Raw genomic sequence first — 18,068 nt, 5'->3', positions numbered from 1 at the left:
ATATTATTCCCCTTTACGAGACTCTGTCATTTGTTTCCATACAGAACCTTTTGCTTCTTCTCCGCCTTCAATACGCTCTAATGCTAGACGCGCTTGCATCGCTACTTCAAACTCTGGATCATCTTGCGCTGCTTTTAATGCTGGAATTGCACTTTCATCTCCAAGCTCAAATAAGAACATAGCTGCACGCCAGCGTACTAATTTACTTGAATCTTTCAGAGATTTAATCATAACGAACATCGCTGCTGGATCACCTACGTCTGATAAGCAATCGCCTGCTGTACGGCGAACACTTACTGAACGATCTAATAACGCTTTATATAATAATGGCAATACTCCATCACCTTTTACCATACCTAAATACGCAGTTGCTAAACGGCGGATCGAAACTTTTTCATCATCTAACGCCATCTTCAACACTGGAATATCTTCTTCAGTAGGATCCATTTGTTCTAATGCTGCAAAACGGTTTTTCCAGTCAGCATCTTTCATCATCTCTTCTGTTACTTTATATGGCTCACGCTTTTGAATCGTTACTTCAACAGCACCTGCTTGATTTAATAATTCTTTAACCGTTTCATTTACACGTTCTTCTGAATAAGCAGCAACAATCTCTTCCACTACTTCTTTCCCGATTTCTTCAAAGTTACCGTAACGTGTACTTTGTTCCACCCATTTACGCTCTTTTACAACGTTTGGTGCAGACATTTGCACTTTCATAATTGATTCTTTAAAACGATCTGGTAAACCAACACGTTCTTCCGTCGTTCCATCTGTTAACTTTACTTGCATTGGAATTGTAAAGAACATTTGAACAAACACTTTCACTTCTCCAAAATGAGCAAGTTGTTGTTCTTCACTTTCTTCCACTACTTCTTCGCCGAAAACAGCACGAACTTGTTGTAATAAAACTTTCCAGTCATACTTCGCATTTCGCTCCACTGCTAAAAAGTCGGCTACATGATATACACCTTTAATGCCTTCAATTTTCAAAATTTCTTGCACTTGCATTGGCGCTTGTTCTTTATTTTCATTTGTATAATTATTACGCGCTCCTGATGGTAATACTTCATTCAAAATAACTTTCATTGTATTTGGACTTGGCGTCGGTTCAATTGCTTTAATCTTCACGTAAAAAACTCTCCTTTATTGCATGTTCTTAGCTGTATTGTAACATGTTATCACTCTATACTCCTACTCGGATGCTTAATTTTACTAATTCCTTTTCTACATTTCTGAAAAGCTTTATTCATTCTATTTTCACCTAATCTTTCCAAAACTATAGTTAAAAGTCTAATTGACAATTACATAAAAAGAAATTAACCTTAACTCATAAAATGACCTTGGTCATTTTATGAGTTAAGTCATTTATAAGTGGAGGGATAACAAATGAATAATGTCATAATTATTGGTGGCGGTATCGCTGGACTTTGTGCAGCAATTTCCCTACAAAAAATAGGATTAGATGTAAAAGTATATGACAAAAAAACTGAACCCACTGTTGCTGGTGCAGGTATTATCATTGCCCCAAATGCAATGCAAGCACTGGAATTATACGAAATTTCTGAGAAAATCAAAAAATTCGGCAACGAAAGTGACGGTTTTAACCTTGTATCCGAAAAAGGAACTACTTTCAATAAATTAATTATTCCAACTTGCTATCCAAAAATGTACTCCATTCATAGAAAATATTTACATCAATTATTACTTTCTGAACTAAAAGAGGATACTGTCGAATGGGGAAAAGAATGCGTAAAAATAGAACAGAATGAAGAAAACGCCTTAAAAATAGTATTTCAAGATGGTAGTGAAGCACTCGGCAATATACTCATTGCGGCTGATGGTATTCATTCTGTCGTTCGAAAACAAGTAACACAAGGCGATAATTACCGTTATGCAGGCTATACGTGTTGGCGCGGCGTAACTCCTACTAATAACCTTTCTTTAACAAACGATTTTATTGAAACTTGGGGAACAAACGGTAGATTTGGTATCGTCCCTCTTCCCAACAATGAAGTATACTGGTATGCACTCATAAACGCTAAAGCTAGAGATTCAAAATACAAAGCTTACACAACAGCAGATTTATATAATCACTTCAAAAATTATCATAATCCCATTCCAGCTATTTTAAAAAACGCATCTGACGTTAATATGATTCATCGTGATATTGTAGACATCACTCCAATGAAACAATTTTTTGACAAACGCATCGTATTTATTGGAGATGCTGCCCATGCACTTACTCCGAATTTAGGTCAAGGTGCTTGTCAAGCAATTGAAGATGCGATTATTCTGGCTGAATGTATCGAAAATAATGCTCATTATCGTCAAGCATTTATAGAATACGAACAAAAAAGAAGAGATAGAATTGAAAAAATCTCAACCACTGCGTGGACAGTTGGAAAAATGGCGCAAATAGAAAGTAAACCTTTAACTATAATAAGAAATGAAATAATGAAACGTATTCCAAAATGGATTTCTGAAAGGCAAGCACACGAACTATATAGTTTTCGTTTATAACAAGAAACTATAAACAGAATTCTTTCTATCTTGCTTTCGATTATATAGAGCTTTATAAAACAATAAACTGAATTCTGACGTAAGATTCTATTTGAGATTATCTATTAAACAGCTATAATTGTTTGTGTTAGGAGTAGATAAAATGCTAAGAGAAACGAGAAAAAAAGAGTTAAAAGAACTTATATTCCTAAAGGCAATACAGCTCTTCCAAGAACGTGGGTACGAAAACGTAACGGTTCAAGATATTACTACTGCATGTGGTATTGCAAAAGGAACTTTCTTCAACTATTTTCCGAAAAAAGAAAACATATTATTATTTTTAGGTGATTCTCAGATTGACCTATGGAATGAAAGTTTAAAAACGTATAAAAATATGGAACATCCAAAAGAAAAAATCAAACTTGTTTTAGGAGATTTACTGGATCGATTTACTGGACATGGTGATTTCATGAAGCATGCCGTCTTTGAGATTATAAAGTCAAACTACTTAGTAGAAAATGAATTAAAAAGTATACAACAGCTACAAGAAGGTTTGTCTTCAATTATTACCGAAGCGAAAGAGGCAGGAACATTAAACAGTCAATGGGATGTAAATATTATCACTTCTACTATTATGAGTACTTATTTTTATACACTAATGTCCCATTCCCAATTACATGCTAATGAAACAAATGCAAAAAATATACTCTATCAACAGTTGGATGTTGTTTGGGGAGGTATCACTCAAAAATAATAGAGGGCTATTAACCCCCTCTATTATTTTTGATACTCTTTACTTCTTATCATGATGCCCCCTCCCGCCTTCTCTCCAAAAAGGTAATACTCTCAATCACAACTTCAGTTCTATATATTCTCTTGCCTTGTTCATCATCGTAATTACTCGTCTGAATACGCCCTGTAATCCCAACAAGTGACCCCTTCTTACAATATTCAGTTACATTCTCAGCCGATTTTCGCCAAACGACACAATTAATAAAATCGACTTGTTGTTCACCTAAACTATTTCGAAATCCTCTATTCACCGCAATACATATTCTTGCATAAGCGACGGCTTGTTTTGTGTAGTATAATTCTGGCTCCTTTGTCAATCTACCGATTAATACAACTCGATTCATCATAAGTTATACCACCTCACATATTTTTCTTCATTGTAAGGAGAAGTATTTGAATAGTAAAAAGCACAAAATGATATATCCGTAAGTAAAAAGTATTATTTTAGACCCTACAAAACAAAAAAAGAAACCATACATAGTTCAAACATGTATGGTTTCAAAATTTATTACACTTCAGTACAAGATATGTAATATCCTCCGCGAGCCATCTTTATTTCAGCACGGTACATTACATTTTCTAAGTAGAACGTAATCGGTTTAACTTTACTCTCAAATTTTAGTCTCTCATTGCATTCAGTTGCATATCCTTCAATCACTGAAGTAATAACTTCTGATGATGGATACGTTAAAGTTTCATCTAGTTCTATGAAAAAACTTTTAGAAAATAGTTTTTTCATAATCCCTTTCTTCTCTTTCATCATATTCCATCTCCTTCAATTCAAGTTGATAACATCCATATTATACCATACATTCAATATATCTTTGAAAATAAAAAAATCCTGCATTTTTCATGCAGGATTTTTTTATTAGTCATTTTTCGTAAAGTAAGAAACAAAACGAAGAATTTCTAAGTATAACCATACTAATGTAAGCATTAGTCCCATCGCAGTATACCACTCCATATATTTCGGAGCTTGACTACGTACACCATTTTCGATTAAATCGAAATCTAGTAATAAGTTTAATGCAGCAACTACGATAACAACTGCACTAATAATAATACCGATTGTACCACCTTGGTGAATGTATGGAACAGTTACACCAAACATATTTAGTAGGAATACGACTAAATACATAACCATAATTCCAAGTGTTGCTGCCATAACGCCTGTACGGAATTTATCCGTTACTTTTACTACGCGTGTTGCATATAACACTAACATTGCAAATAGAATTGAGATTGTTAGTAATACAGCATTTAAAACGATAGAATCGCCAAATTTCATTGTATAAACTGCTGAAATACTTCCTAACACAACCCCTTCTACCGCTGCATAGATTGGTGCACCAAAAGGTGAAATACGCGGGAAGAACATAGACGCAAATGCGATGATTGCCGCAACGATTAAAGCACCAATTAATACTGGCATCTTCATCGTCCCCTGCATCATTTGTATGTATGAATAGACAGACGTTGCAAGTAGCAAGATAAGCATAATGAACGTTTTGCCTACTGTTCCGCCAATCGTCATCGCAGAAGCGCTTGCTCCCTCTTTACGGAATGCCTCTTTTTTCAACATTGGATTAGATGTTCTCATTTTTCCCCTCCTAAAATAGGTTCTACCAATAGTGTAAAGTTTTTCTCTTTACTTTTCAATATATGCAGCTTGTTTTTATTTTAATCCTTCAACGATGTCTGATAGTTCACTCCATCTTTCCATCTTTTTTTCTAGCTCTTCTTCTGTTTTCTGCTGTGCTTCAGATAATTCTTGTGCCTTTGTGAAGTCAGATCCAACTTTCGCAAGTTCTTCCCCAATTGACTCAATTTTCTCTTCAAGTTCGGCAATTGTATCTTCAATCGTTTCCCATTCACGCTGCTCATTGTATGAAAGTTTACGTTTACGTTGTTGTTTTGGAGCTTCTTCTACTACTTTTTTCTCTTTTTGAACTTCCGCTTTCTCCATAAGTTCTCTCGTTTTTTCCATTTCTAAATAATCTGTATAACTACCTAGGAACTCACGCACTTCGCCTCCGCCAGTAAAGATGAACAGTTCATCTACTACCTTATCTAAGAAGTAACGGTCATGCGATACAGTTAAAACGACACCTGGGAAATCTTCTAAATAATCTTCTAGTACTGTTAATGTTTGTGTATCTAGATCGTTCGTAGGTTCATCAAGTAAAAGTACGTTTGGTTCTCCCATTAAAATACGTAATAAATATAAACGTCTTCTTTCACCACCAGATAGTTTACCAAGCGGTGTACCATGTGAATGAGTCGGGAATAAGAAACGTTCTAACATTTGAGATGCACCAATTACTTTTCCATCTGTTGTATGAATAACTTCTGCAATCTCTTTAATGTATTCAATCATACGCTGATTTAAATTCATCTCTTCATTTTCTTGCGTATAATAAGCAACTTTTACAGTTTGTCCTACTTCAACTTCACCACTATCAGGAGATAACTTACCTGCAAGCATATTTAATAGAGAAGATTTCCCGCTTCCGTTCGCCCCAATAATTCCAATACGATCACCTGGTTTCACAATATGATTAAAATTATGTAATACCGTCTTATCGCCAAATTTTTTCGTTACATCTTTTAACTCAAGTACTTTCTTTCCTAGACGACTTCCACTTAGTGCAATATCAACTGACTGTTTTGCAGCTGGTCCTTCTTGTTCCTTTAGCTCATCAAAACGCTGAATACGCGCCTTTTGTTTCGTAGAACGGGCTTTTGCACCACGACGAATCCAAGCAAGTTCACGACGATATAAATTTTGGCGTTTGGATTCTTGTGCCAATTCTTGCTCTTCGCGAAGTGCTTTCGCTTCTAAAAATGTACTATAGTTTCCTTCGTAGCTATATAATTTACCATTATCTAATTCAAAAATACGGTTCGTCACACGATCTAAGAAATAACGATCATGGGTTACAAGTAATACCGCACCTGTATATCTTGCTAAATATTCTTCTAACCATTCAACTGTCTCATGGTCAAGATGGTTCGTAGGCTCGTCTAAAATTAATAAATCAGGTGTTTCAATAAAACATTGTGCCATTGCGATACGTTTTTTCTGTCCACCAGATAAATTTCCAACAATTGCAGTGAAATCTGTAATTCCTAATTTCGTTAGAAGAGATTTCGCATTTGCATTTGCTTCCCATGCACTCATTGCATCCATACGTTGCTGCACTGCAAATAATTGTTCCTGTACTTTTTCATTACTTGGATCTTTTTCAATATTTAATAGCGCTTTTTCATAATCACGAAGAAGACGAATTAAAGGTGTATCACCATGGAACACTTGCTCTAATACTGTTAGTTTTTCATCAAAATCTGGTTGCTGTGATAAATAACTAATTGTATACCCACGTGAATGCGTCATATCACCTGTATCAGGAGTTTCTAATCCTGCAATAATTTTTAATAATGTCGATTTACCAGTACCGTTTACACCAATAATTCCGACACGTTGTCCTTCTGTAATACTACATGATAATCCATCAAATAACGGCTTTTCTCCATATGATTTTGATAAGTTCTCCACAGTTAACATTTTCATATTTGTGCATTCCACTCTTTCATAAATTGTTCAATAAACTGTTCCATGTAACGATGACGAATTTCAGCCTCTTGTTTTGCTGCATTCGTATTCATTAAATCTTTTAATTTCAAAAGTTTTTCATAAAAATGATTTAAAGATGGATCATTATTTTTTCTATACTCTTCTTTCGTCATTTCTTCACGCGGCGGAATAGTTGGGTCATACATTAATCTCCCTTTTGCCCCGCCATATGCAAATGTACGAGCAATTCCAATTGCACCAAGAGCATCTAAACGATCCGCATCTTGAACAATTTTCCCTTCAAGTGACTCTACTGTGCCGCCATGGCCACCTTTATAAGACATATTGGCGATGATATGAAGAATATGTTTACTTTCCTCTTCTTCAACACGTAACTCTTCTAACCAATCAGAAACTTTTTTCATTCCTGCTGCTTCACTTTCATTTAGCTTTTCATCTGCCACATCGTGAAGTAATGCTGCCATTTCAATTATAAAACGATTTCCACCTTCTTGCTCAGATAAAGAAATCGCCAGTTTATGTACACGCTCAATATGATACCAATCATGCCCACTCGCATCTTTTTCTAAAATATGTTTTACAAAAGTAATTGTTTTTTGGATTTTTTCTTGTTTTGTCATTTTATCTTCACCCAGTTACTTATTGTAACACGCCCGCATTTTTTCATCACATATTTTCTTGTCTGCCCATACACTAGGTGGTAGGCATCATCATGAAGGAGGAATAAACATGTTCTATAATAATCAACCGCCTTACCCAAGGCAACCATTTTACCCTCAACAGCAGGAACAGAGATACACAGAACAATACGAAGAACAAGAGTTACAGCAACAAGAACAACAATATGACGAAAATCCATATGCAACAACGCAAAATCAAGAAACTGAATTTCAACAAAATCCATATGACACACGTCCAAATTATGAATATCCTCAAAATCCATATGCAGTAGCACAAAACCAAGAACAACAATATCCTCAAAATCCATATGCAGCACCACAAAACCAAGAACAACAATATCCTCAAAATCCATATGCAGCACCACAAAACCAAGAACAACAATATCAGCAAAATCCATATGTAACACCACAAAACCCATACACAACTCAACCGCAATACCAACAACAAATGTATCAACCAAACTACGACGCACGTGTCTCACCACCTAAACCACCAACAATAGATCCAACTCAGCCACAAATTTTACCGCCTGGGCCAACATTAGACATTACACAACCACAAATCTTACCACCTGGACCAATTACAGAACCAACACAACAACAAATTCAACAAGTTGTCGGTACACAATTTTTACCTTTCAAGAAACCTGTACTAGATTTCGTAAAACCATGGGTAGATTACGGTTTAAATGAAGCAAAACATACATCACACGAACACGCATTAACAGAAGTTGCTGCAATTATGTTTTTAGTTGGTAAAGGCTTCAATCCAACGATTGCTCATTATATCGTTGAATCTTGGGAGAAGAATGAGCAGTTTTAGGGTTGTTTATTTGATAAAATATAAAAAACACAAAAGTGCCAAAACCCTTATACCACAAGGGTTTCGGCACTTTTTAATATCTAGAACAAATTTTATTAAAATAATTATTTTTATAGATTTTCATACTTTTTTATATAGTACGTGAACAAAATGTGAGCAAAATGTGCGCAAATATATGAATCACATTTTGCTGTTGGTGCACTGGTTATTTAAACCAATTCTCAATTATGAGATTTATATGAAAAACCAACACTTTTTCCTGTTGGCACCCGGACAGTTTCCTGATATCCAGCCACGACACCCATGCACTGTGGCTGGATATATAAATCCAATTAAGTTTTTCGTCTTTTTCTTCCTTTTTTTCTCCGTCCATTCCGACCAAGTAACGTTTTGATAAAGGGGCTACGCTATCCCCACAGCATTCTTTTTTCAAAAAACAATTAACTGTAGAAATGTCGTACCGCCGATTCCAAAGTAAAAAGGCACCTGATTAAGTGCCCTAAATAGTGCCCCGAACAGTACTCCTAAAATTCCATTACTTTTTAAATCATGACAAGCGCTGTAGCAAAGTTGATGATACCTGATTTACGTTTTCTATAAAACTTATCTCGTCTCATTCCAAGGATGGTATAAATATAATCATCATTTAATTCTTTGATACTCATATACTTCATTTCAAGAATCCTTTGTTCATCCTCATCAAAAGCTTCTTTAAAAGCTCGTTTTAACTGTCTATATTTCAACTCATGTTTATCCACTTGCTTTAGCTCAGGAAACAATAATTCTACTCCAAGTTCTGTTTTTTCCTGCTGATTTTGAAACCGAATACGTAAAACTCTATATTTCCGTAACTCATCTATAACAAATGGAACAATTATAACCCTCCCACTTCTCAATCCTTACATATGTAAGACTAAAATTTAAAATTTTTTAGATATATGCCTTTGTATGTATATGAAATTAGTTCTGTATCCCAAATAGGTTGGAAACCTTCATTTTCTTATGCCTATTACTGTGTAATTTACTAGTAGTGATCATTTAACTTAACGCAATTACACTACATTCTCATAGTATATTTAATCATTTTCACCAGACATAAAGTATAAAAACAATTAAAGAAAAGAGACTGTCTTCAAAAGTTAATCTGTGGATACTTTTTTGACAATCTCTTTTCTTATATCAAAATTTTCAACTACAAAACTTATAACTGATTATACGAATGTTATACCCGCACTTGCGAATCCTGTAATAGCAGTAGCTATATCAAAACCAGGTGTAGTCGATGAAACAACAAGTAATATCTTATCTTGTGGAGCGACCGCAATTGCTTGTGCGCTAATACCACTCGCGGTATTACCGATAGCAATAAGACCACTAAATGCTGGTGTTAATAGTAACGGCGTACCTACTGGAGTGAAAGTATTACTTGCTGCTGGTGCGCTGTACAACTGCATTTGAATTTGTATGCTTCCTAATGCTAAAGCAACCGCTACAGTTACACTAAAGAATCCTGCTAACGAAGTAATTGTACCTGCGCGAGGAGCTACAAATGCGAAATCAAATACTGGAGGTACAGGGCCTATAGTAATCGGGCCACCAGGTGGGACAATTACAGGGAAGAATGAACTTCCAAATCCAAGAAGTGCTCCTGTGTTTGCTAATCCACCTAAAACAGTTGCTAATGCTACTGGCCCACCTGATGCGAACGGAATAACTGCTCCAGCTCCCGTTGCTCCTGTTAGGCCTGTTGGACCTGTTAGACCTGTTGCTCCTGTTGGACCCGTTGGACCTGTTGGACCTGTTAGGCCTGTTGCTCCTGTTAGGCCTGTTGGACCTGTTAGACCTGTTGGACCTGTTAGACCTGTTAGACCTGTTGGACCTGTTGGACCTGTTGGACCTGTTAGGCCTGTTAGGCCTGTTAGGCCTGTTGGGCCTGTTGGGCCTGTTGGGCCTGTTGGGCCTGCTCCGGTTCCTGCTGGGCCTGTTGGACCTGTTGGACCTGTTGGGCCTGTTGGACCTGCTCCGGTTCCTGCTGGGCCTGTTGGACCTGTTGGACCTGTTGGGCCTGTTGCCCCTGGAGTAGCATTGATTAATTGAATTAATAAATTAAAAAGAATTTGTAAAGTTGCAGGATCGACATTTGAGTCGCAGGATATAGGGATCAGATCTAAAGCGAAGAAGAATTGTGCAAGTGCGCTATAAAATTGTTGCAATAATGTTGACAATTGACCTAAATTAGGAGCTGGAGATTGTAATAAAACTAAAATACTTTGAGTTAATTGTTTCAAAAAATTAACTTCTGGGGAAGGTAATAAGGAATTTAAGAAAATTAAAAATTGATTAAACAAATTGAATAACGCTACTCTATTTGCATCACTTGGATTTGCAAAAAATGCTGAAATAGCTGATACTAATGAGTTTAGCAAAGTAATTAATTGACTTAATTGTTCCCTAGTAATAGGAACTGACTGTGGATTTTTACAACAATCTGCTGAAAAAACAATCGGATTGCAATTATTATGATCAAAACAATCATTACGTTTCATTTATTTCCTCCTTATTTAATAATTTTGAGAGAATATTCTTATACTAAGAAACACTCTATTGTAATGGTGTTGAATATTTTTAAATATCCATTTTCTTAGAATAAAAATAGTTACTAATAATTAAACTATAAAAATTCAGTTTAATTACATTCACAACTCACATAATATAAGTATACGCATCTATTTATCTAGTGCTTAGATTAATTCCCTAATGAAAAAGCGTATTTTTAAAGGAATACGTTATTACTCCTATCAACGTGTTTATTTTGTCAATAAACGAAAAGACTTGTTAATTTATAATTTCTATAATGCCATTCTAGAGTAATATCAAATGAAGTTTTTGGAAAAAGTTTAATCTTTACAACCTAGTTGTTTATATCATGAGTTTCTAATAATGCATTTCATTTTCCATTAAGAGCTAATCATTTTGCTTTTGCTGACTAATTATTATTTCTTTGTAACAACTTATACTCATTTTGCATACATTATCTTGAATCCTTACTTGTTAAACCATTTAATTGTTCATGACTCACAAACATCAACAATATTTGAATGGTGTACTGATTCATAAAAGAGTACCATATAATGGTGCTCTTTTTTATTTCTTTGTAACAACTTATACTCATTTTACATACATTATCTTGAATCCTTACTTGTTAAACCATTTAATTGTTCATGACTCACAAACATTAACAATATATGAATGGTGTACTGATTCATAGAAGAGTACTCTATAATGCAATGATCCTTGTCAAGTAGACAGGATTTAAAAAGCGCAACTAAGTAACCTGAGTTCTATATTTATATGGACTCAGATTATTTAATTTCTTTTGAAATCTTTGATGCCTAATTGATTCATCAATCTTTGTATGCGCTTATGGTTCAAATGAAGGTTATAGGTGACTTTCAGTCACACTTGCACTCCTCTATATCCATAAATCCCTCTTAGTTTTTTATGACACTTCAATATCTTTTTCTTGGTTTTAGCGTCCTCTAGTTGTTTTTCAGAAGGCACTAAGTGCCGCTTTGTCCACTTATATACCCACTTCTAGTTACACCAGCGATGGCACATAATAGGCTAACCGTATACCCCTTTTCTAACATCTCAAGTATAGCTTCAAACTTTCTCGTTTTGGATATAGCTTGCATACCTCCTTTTACATCCCTAAGAGCTTTTTTAACATTTCATTCTCGGCTTCTAATCGTTTAATCTTAGCTTCTGGATCTTTTGGTATTGTTCCTCCTATACCTGGCCCTTTCGCTTTTCCACGTTTTTCTTCTAGTCCTTTGATACCTTCAGCTTCAAAGTATTTCACCCAACGACTTACAACCGAGTGATGAATACCTAATTCTTTCGCAATGTTTTTATAGCTCATGCCTTCTTTTAAGTATAAATCTATAGCTTTTTTCTTAAATTCTACATCGTAAGTGACTCTAATTTTCCCCATAAAAAAATCCCCTCCATAGTAAACAGGTTAATGTGCTTTCTTTTTCCTGTCTACTATAAGGGGATCATATCAAGATCTCGTCCTCTTTTTGTTTTAGATATGCTCACCATGATCAATATAAGTATCGCCGTATTCGTATGCCGGCGCAGGTGGTCTACCGTGATCAAAATCGGCCACATTAGAAATATAATCTGGTCTTTGTGGTGCAGGTGGTCTACCATGATCAGCTTGTGATGTAAAAGATTCTGTAAAACTTCCAATAGTTAAAACAGCAGCAAAACTAAAAAATCCTATTAGTACTTTTTTCATTTTAACGCACTTCCCTTCTGAAGTAATTCTTTAGCATCATAAGATATATTAAAGTATTGGCTAGCCTTCTCATGATTACCTTCTTGATAAAGTTTTTTCGCTAAAATTCCAGAGTACTCTTCCATAAATCCATAAAGTTTTTGGGATTCAAAGTAATCTAGTCCATCTGCAATCGTTGTTTCTAGATTCTGCTTATAATTTTCATCGTATTGTGCTCGAAGTATTCGTAAATGATGTGTATATTCAACATCAGCTAATTCAAAGCCTTGAGTCAAAAATTCTTGTGCTTTTTCAATTTCATTTACTTTGAAATGTTCTCGAGCCAGTAAGAATACAGTTTTATGATATGGTTTTTCAGATTTATACACATCCATTAAATGTCGAATTGCAGTTGCGGATATACCTTGTTTTGCATAAAGAAAACCTAAGTTGTATTGAATTAAGGTAATTAGTCGAGTACAGTTATGTTTTTTAGCCATATCCAAGCACTTAACAAAAAGCTCTTCTCCTTGTTCAAACTGACTTAAAGTGACACTTGCCAATCCTAGGATTGTATCGCATTCAATTTGATTTATTACATAATCTTCATGTTTTTTGTATATGTCTTTTGCTTTCATAACATGCTTAATTGTTAATAAAGGTTGTTGAAGGTGGTAATATAGTTCACCAAGTTTATAATTAAATTCAGCTTTTTCAATGTCATTAGGAATATACTCTAAAAGTCGTTCAGCTTCTTCAAATTGCTCCATCGCTTCCATATAGTTAGCAATCATAGTGTTATGCACAGCTTTATAGAAATGGTAGTAGTATCTTAAATACTCATCAATAGTTTTTGTTGTAAGTTTTTCAACTGCATCAAAATCACTACGAGTTACATATGATTTATTTATTAACACTTTATAACTATAATCCAATAGAGAATAGTACAATAAGAGATTTTGATCTTGTAAATCTCGGTTTTGTTCGACCATTAAGACACTAATCTTTTCATCAACTTCTTCTTTCATTCTTGTCGCCTTTGTTATTTGTTTAGATAGAATAACCTTATACCATTCATTTAATAGTCTAGTAACTTTTTCATTATTCAGAATTATCATATCACAATCTCCTTTATTTAGTTTATATAAAATCAATCATAACAAAGTTTAATTGTAATAAGTTGTAAAAAACAATTTTATAAATAATATTCAGAATATTTAATTTAATTTTTATCAATTGACGTAAAAACATCGGTAAATCGTTAGATTGTAAAGAAAGAATTATCTATATAAAACTAATTGTAATGCTAGTAATGGTATAGCGTGAACCTTATTTGTCGAAAATTTTTGGTAATTATTTGGTTTATAAGTATTTATTTCCCATTATTTTGGGGTTAATATCTGAATTATGCTAACAAATAAAGGTAAATTAGCATGATATTGTCTTAATTAATATTTTAGGAGGTATGAAAAATGAAAAAGATTAGTAAAGTTTTAAGTGTTGCAGGATTATCTCTTGCTATATTCGGAGGAGGAACAATTGCAAGCGCAGCTGAGAATAACACAGTTGATTCTACTATAAAAAAAGGTAATGTATTAGATTTAACAGATCAATCGAATGTACAAATAGGTGAGGTACTAACGTTTGGGGAACTTGTTAATCAAATTGCTGCAGATACCAATAAACCTAGAGAAGAAATTTCTCAGCAACTCATGGCTCAGGGGAAAGCTCGTGGGCAATCATCTGCTGCAACACTTGCCGCTACGTACCGAACACTAACAACCAATTTTTCAGTAACACCTTTCTATAGCCCTTCATTAAGGTTTTATTGTGAAACAAATGAATGGGGTGGAAGCTTCAGGGGTATTAAGGAAATAAAACATATTAATATGAATAGAGATGCAAATGGTCTTTCTAAAACGTTCAGTGGTACAGTTCAAGCAAATTTAGAGGATCCTAACAGAATTTTCTATATTGTTAATGGTGATTTTCATAATAATGGCACAACTACTTTTAATGGCAATGTATCCATTACTGTAGGGAAGACAGGAAGTGTAGGTTTTAATGCATCTTATGCGACGAGTCACTATAAATATACTTATAAAGAAGGATATGTATATTTTTAAAGTTGATAAATTTTTAAATGATCGATTACTTCTTAATTACATGTTAAGTTCATTATACATGCTAATTTAATGGAGGTGATCTCTCTGCAACCTAAATATATTCTGTTCATTCAAATTCTAATAGGAATACTAATAATCATAGCACCAATTATTATTACTGGTGAATTATATAATGTTTCAAAGACTATGGGTGATTTGCTAGTTGCTGAATTAATAATAAGAACACTTTCTTTCATAATAGGACTTGTAGTTATTAGCAAGGGGTTTGAAAATTATTCTAAATAGTTATTAGTAAGTTATTTTCTAGAAACTTATAAAAAAGGTCTACTCATATTGAGTAGACCTTTTTCTCTACTTCACATACACATAGGCTTCATTTGCAGTTATATAGTATGTTACGCCTTTACTGTTGTGTACTTTGTATTGTGGTGAACCATTAACGGATACTTTAGCATCAATAGTAAATCCAAGTCCTTCATCTACAGTTCCTGCTACATCTTTATCAAACCAGGAAGCAGAATCATAGAAACGAAGGTCGTCCACTTTAGAAACAATACGTTTTCCTACTACAGAACTTGAAGTAGTAGTTTGTTCCCCTTGATATTTAATATATGATCGGTTGTTATAAATCCATTGGTTACCACCAAGATTTAACCAATCCCCTTGTTTTCCCCATACTTGATATGCTTCTCCTTTATTTAATTGACGGATAACACCATAATTTGTTGATGGTCCACTTCTTAGGTTTACGTTAAATCCATCAATATAAGCTACTCCTGTTTCGCCTACAACGTTTTGAGATGGTTCTTGTGGTTTTGGTTTAACTGTAACTGTTGCGCCTTCATACGCCTTTTGTACGTCCGCTCTGAATTGTGATTCTGATACACCGTGACTGCGAAGGTAATCAATCGGATCTTCGTGGTCAGTTCCACCTAATTTGTAAGTGATATCTTTATGTGTCCATAAACCTTTGCTTGGATGAATTCCTCTATCTTTTAAAATCTTAGCTAATAGTTTTACATAACGCTCGTAAGAAGATTTAAATTTATCTGGGTTGCTAGTTTCAGAAAGTTCTACGTGAACAAAACTTTTATTTGCAGCTGGTCCAGCACCATAAGCAACATATTTTGTATCAGCAATTTGGATTGTTTCGTTCCAATCTACAGCATAATGTACAAATGCATTTCTCCATGTTCTAGCTTCATAATTTCTAATGTTAATCGCTGGTGCTTCTGGTGTTGCAGTGCTATGTGCAACAACGCCCTCATAAGCGCCAACACCGTAGCGATATGCTTGTTTCGGTAAGTCTTGGATAATTAGTACTCTATCGGCAAAAGAAGCCGTAGCAAACGAAAATAAGAGTAATAGAGTCATAAATAGTGAGCTAAATAGTTTAATTGGTTTTTTCATTGTGTATTTTCCCCTTTTTGCCAAACAAAAAGAGCACCGTCTTTTGACAATGCTCTCCTTATGTAAGGCGTGTATTTTTTTATTTGGTATTATGTTTTTCTTTTCGTGCATCACTTCTTTGGATTTTCGCTTGAATTTCGGATGCTACACTTTCTAATAACCATGCAGGAATCCATTTTTCCCAGCCAATTCGTGCACAGTTTGCTGCGAAACTATTAAAAATGTGGTAACTCAATCCACCGACTACCATAAAGAAAAAGAAATCAGGTAGTTTAAGAGCAATATCAAATAAATGCGCAAGAGCTGGTAATGATAAAAGCACCACGGTTCTCGTGATGCCCTCAATTCCATATTGTGATGAGTATGTTCCATCTAGCTTTGAAGCTTTACTACCCGTAATCCAGTCGAGCATGATAATCCAGCAATAGATCGATATCCAAATTAAGTTTGCTTTACCGTATAACAAATTAATTATTGTTCCTAATCCACCACCTATAGCACCACCTACTTTAAATTGAGTACTTGTAATAACATCAATTATATTTGATGCCTTGATGAGTTCGTGCATTCGTTCCAAGTTATCACCTCCTTTCAAATTTTAGCCAAAATAAAAAAGCCTGCTGCAGCACGCTCAATTTCGATAAAGTTATATATTCATTTTCTTCCACGAGTATTCTAGTGGTTCAGTACGTGGTAGTTTCATTACTGCTTTTTCAGTAGTTTTGCTTTCGTTTCGGGAGAAATTAAACATAACCCCTTTTCGTGTGGTGGTTTGTCTCACCCCTGTAATATACATGTCACTGATTTCTAATTTTGAGCCTTTGCGTATTTGTGGTTTACGTTGTACGGTTTGATACAGTGTTTTCGGTTGAATTATGATGCCTTTTATTGTCATAAAATCACCAGCCTTATTCTACTCTCAATGCAATGTTGTACTCTGGAAATGAACTCCATACACCTGAGTAGTAGGTGTTAAATAATTTATATTTCTGGACTTCTCCATCTTGAGAAATTTCAACGATATCGCCAGTTACAAAATTTGAACCCCTATATGTGTAAAGGCCATCAAATTTTGCTCTTAATCCATCTATGTTATCTCCCATGAAAAATGATGTGAATATTATATTTCCTTCTAAAGAAGGTGCCTTTAAAAATACCTTATCCCAAATGAAAGTACCAACAGAAATATTACCTAATCCATTATATATAAGCTTACTTCTAGCAGTTACCAGTGCTGTACCAGGGTCCCACTTTGGACAAACACTCACCAAGACACTAAAAGGAGAAGATATAGGTGTGAATTGTTCTTGTTGATATAGTTCATCTGGAATACCAAATAATCCTATTACAGTCTTCCCTTTTCGTTCTGGAAGATTATCATCGTTTTCATAAACACAATAGATAACAATGTCTTTATCAACGTATAAATATAGATCCACCATAGCAATTGTTTTACTAATAGTATTAAAAGTAGTGTTGTTAGTTGATTTCCCTTGATGAAAACATAATGGATAGAACGAACCAGGCCCTCCGAAGGTAACATCCTTCTCTTTATCATATCGTTCAATTAATCTAAAGCTTGCATCAGTAGCAGAATAAGTTCTTATATCATAATCTTTATATTTACCTGCTATAATATCTTGGCTACTTGCAGTAACGGCATCAAATGGACGTAATTCTATAGAATGGTTCTTCATACCATCGTTACCATTTGAGTACATAACATAAATGGTATCCTTTGATGGTGCAGCAGCATTTAATTGCTGCCATCCAGCCTTTTTCATTTCATCGATAATCTTCATAAAAACTTCTCTTCGCTCTAGTCTGTGTAACTTACAAATTTTATTTGTCATTTTAC

General features: G+C 34.6%; 21 protein-coding genes. 5 read left to right on the top strand and 16 right to left on the bottom strand.

The window, feature by feature from the left end; all coding sequences use genetic code 11:
- Positions 1–3: 3 nt before the first annotated feature.
- Positions 4–1,131: a conserved virulence factor C family protein gene (locus tag ACYFX0_RS13050; RefSeq protein ID WP_340421658.1), complete on the bottom strand. Its 1,128-nt coding sequence runs from the start codon at positions 1,129–1,131 to the stop codon at positions 4–6.
- 258 nt (positions 1,132–1,389) lie between these two features.
- Between ACYFX0_RS13050 and ACYFX0_RS13045 the strand changes: the two genes are divergently transcribed.
- Together ACYFX0_RS13045 and ACYFX0_RS13040 are read left to right on the top strand one after the other, a co-directional pair.
- Positions 1,390–2,523 (top strand): FAD-dependent oxidoreductase, encoded by a 1,134-nt coding sequence (locus ACYFX0_RS13045; RefSeq protein ID WP_460270691.1) that lies wholly within the window; start codon positions 1,390–1,392, stop codon positions 2,521–2,523.
- A 142-nt stretch (positions 2,524–2,665) separates the two neighbouring features.
- Positions 2,666–3,256 carry a TetR/AcrR family transcriptional regulator gene (locus ACYFX0_RS13040; RefSeq protein ID WP_016077797.1) on the top strand — a complete coding sequence of 197 codons (591 nt, stop codon included), beginning with the start codon at positions 2,666–2,668 and terminating at the stop codon, positions 3,254–3,256.
- 49 nt (positions 3,257–3,305) lie between these two features.
- Here ACYFX0_RS13040 and ACYFX0_RS13035 read toward each other — a convergent pair whose 3' ends face one another.
- The 5 genes from ACYFX0_RS13035 to ACYFX0_RS13015 all read right to left on the bottom strand — a co-directional run bounded on the left by ACYFX0_RS13035 (position 3,306) and on the right by ACYFX0_RS13015 (position 7,509).
- A complete protein-coding gene (locus ACYFX0_RS13035) occupies positions 3,306–3,641 on the bottom strand; it encodes a single-stranded DNA-binding protein (protein ID WP_460270688.1) in 336 nt (111 codons plus the stop codon).
- A 161-nt stretch (positions 3,642–3,802) separates the two neighbouring features.
- Positions 3,803–4,057, bottom strand: a complete 255-nt coding sequence (locus tag ACYFX0_RS13030) for a DUF4318 domain-containing protein (protein WP_016077798.1) — start codon at positions 4,055–4,057, stop codon at positions 3,803–3,805.
- Between the two features lie 105 nt (positions 4,058–4,162).
- Positions 4,163–4,894, bottom strand: coding sequence for a Bax inhibitor-1/YccA family protein (locus ACYFX0_RS13025; RefSeq protein ID WP_001260655.1), 732 nt, complete (start codon positions 4,892–4,894; stop codon positions 4,163–4,165).
- A gap of 75 nt (positions 4,895–4,969) precedes the next feature.
- Entirely contained in the window at positions 4,970–6,865 is a 1,896-nt protein-coding gene (locus tag ACYFX0_RS13020; protein ID WP_000783164.1) for an ABC-F family ATP-binding cassette domain-containing protein, read from the bottom strand.
- Positions 6,862–7,509 carry an HD domain-containing protein gene (locus tag ACYFX0_RS13015; protein WP_000165956.1) on the bottom strand — a complete coding sequence of 216 codons (648 nt, stop codon included), beginning with the start codon at positions 7,507–7,509 and terminating at the stop codon, positions 6,862–6,864. The genes ACYFX0_RS13020 and ACYFX0_RS13015 overlap by 4 nt, the downstream gene beginning before the upstream one ends.
- Positions 7,510–7,618: 109 nt before the next feature.
- Between ACYFX0_RS13015 and ACYFX0_RS13010 the strand changes: the two genes are divergently transcribed.
- Positions 7,619–8,392: a hypothetical protein gene (locus ACYFX0_RS13010; protein ID WP_000499692.1), complete on the top strand. Its 774-nt coding sequence runs from the start codon at positions 7,619–7,621 to the stop codon at positions 8,390–8,392.
- Between the two features lie 542 nt (positions 8,393–8,934).
- Here the strand turns inward: ACYFX0_RS13010 and ACYFX0_RS13005 are convergent.
- From ACYFX0_RS13005 to ACYFX0_RS12980, 6 genes are all read right to left on the bottom strand, one after another.
- A complete protein-coding gene (locus tag ACYFX0_RS13005; RefSeq protein ID WP_460270684.1) occupies positions 8,935–9,288 on the bottom strand; it encodes an ArpU family phage packaging/lysis transcriptional regulator in 354 nt (117 codons plus the stop codon).
- A gap of 315 nt (positions 9,289–9,603) precedes the next feature.
- Complete coding sequence (locus tag ACYFX0_RS13000; protein ID WP_460270682.1) at positions 9,604–10,938, bottom strand: exosporium glycoprotein BclB-related protein; 1,335 nt, start codon at positions 10,936–10,938, stop codon at positions 9,604–9,606.
- A 1,014-nt stretch (positions 10,939–11,952) separates the two neighbouring features.
- Positions 11,953–12,087 carry a hypothetical protein gene (locus tag ACYFX0_RS12995; protein ID WP_255255609.1) on the bottom strand — a complete coding sequence of 45 codons (135 nt, stop codon included), beginning with the start codon at positions 12,085–12,087 and terminating at the stop codon, positions 11,953–11,955.
- Between the two features lie 8 nt (positions 12,088–12,095).
- Complete coding sequence (locus tag ACYFX0_RS12990; protein ID WP_460270680.1) at positions 12,096–12,386, bottom strand: transposase; 291 nt, start codon at positions 12,384–12,386, stop codon at positions 12,096–12,098.
- Between the two features lie 93 nt (positions 12,387–12,479).
- A complete protein-coding gene (locus ACYFX0_RS12985; protein WP_000756629.1) occupies positions 12,480–12,695 on the bottom strand; it encodes a hypothetical protein in 216 nt (71 codons plus the stop codon).
- Positions 12,692–13,792 carry a response regulator aspartate phosphatase gene (locus tag ACYFX0_RS12980; RefSeq protein ID WP_000584829.1) on the bottom strand — a complete coding sequence of 367 codons (1,101 nt, stop codon included), beginning with the start codon at positions 13,790–13,792 and terminating at the stop codon, positions 12,692–12,694. The genes ACYFX0_RS12985 and ACYFX0_RS12980 overlap by 4 nt, the downstream gene beginning before the upstream one ends.
- Positions 13,793–14,146: 354 nt before the next feature.
- Between ACYFX0_RS12980 and ACYFX0_RS12975 the strand changes: the two genes are divergently transcribed.
- Both ACYFX0_RS12975 and ACYFX0_RS12970 read left to right on the top strand, forming a co-directional pair.
- On the top strand, positions 14,147–14,800 hold the full coding sequence (locus ACYFX0_RS12975) for a hypothetical protein (protein WP_000724005.1): 654 nt from the start codon (positions 14,147–14,149) through the stop codon (positions 14,798–14,800).
- 69 nt (positions 14,801–14,869) lie between these two features.
- Positions 14,870–15,085 carry a hypothetical protein gene (locus ACYFX0_RS12970; protein WP_090976399.1) on the top strand — a complete coding sequence of 72 codons (216 nt, stop codon included), beginning with the start codon at positions 14,870–14,872 and terminating at the stop codon, positions 15,083–15,085.
- Positions 15,086–15,151: 66 nt separating this feature from the next.
- Here the strand turns inward: ACYFX0_RS12970 and ACYFX0_RS12965 are convergent, their stop codons facing one another.
- The 4 genes from ACYFX0_RS12965 to ACYFX0_RS12950 form a co-directional block, all read right to left on the bottom strand.
- On the bottom strand, positions 15,152–16,210 hold the full coding sequence (locus tag ACYFX0_RS12965) for an N-acetylmuramoyl-L-alanine amidase (RefSeq protein WP_460270677.1): 1,059 nt from the start codon (positions 16,208–16,210) through the stop codon (positions 15,152–15,154).
- A gap of 79 nt (positions 16,211–16,289) precedes the next feature.
- Complete coding sequence (locus ACYFX0_RS12960) at positions 16,290–16,787, bottom strand: phage holin family protein (protein ID WP_130067571.1); 498 nt, start codon at positions 16,785–16,787, stop codon at positions 16,290–16,292.
- 69 nt (positions 16,788–16,856) lie between these two features.
- Positions 16,857–17,105, bottom strand: coding sequence for a hypothetical protein (locus ACYFX0_RS12955; RefSeq protein ID WP_460270676.1), 249 nt, complete (start codon positions 17,103–17,105; stop codon positions 16,857–16,859).
- A 13-nt stretch (positions 17,106–17,118) separates the two neighbouring features.
- Complete coding sequence (locus tag ACYFX0_RS12950) at positions 17,119–18,063, bottom strand: hypothetical protein (RefSeq protein ID WP_460270675.1); 945 nt, start codon at positions 18,061–18,063, stop codon at positions 17,119–17,121.
- Between the last annotated feature and the right edge of the window lie 5 nt (positions 18,064–18,068).

It is taken from the genome of Bacillus sp. NEAU-Y102, from assembly GCF_054788175.1.
This window is presented reverse-complemented; position numbering and strand designations above follow the sequence as displayed.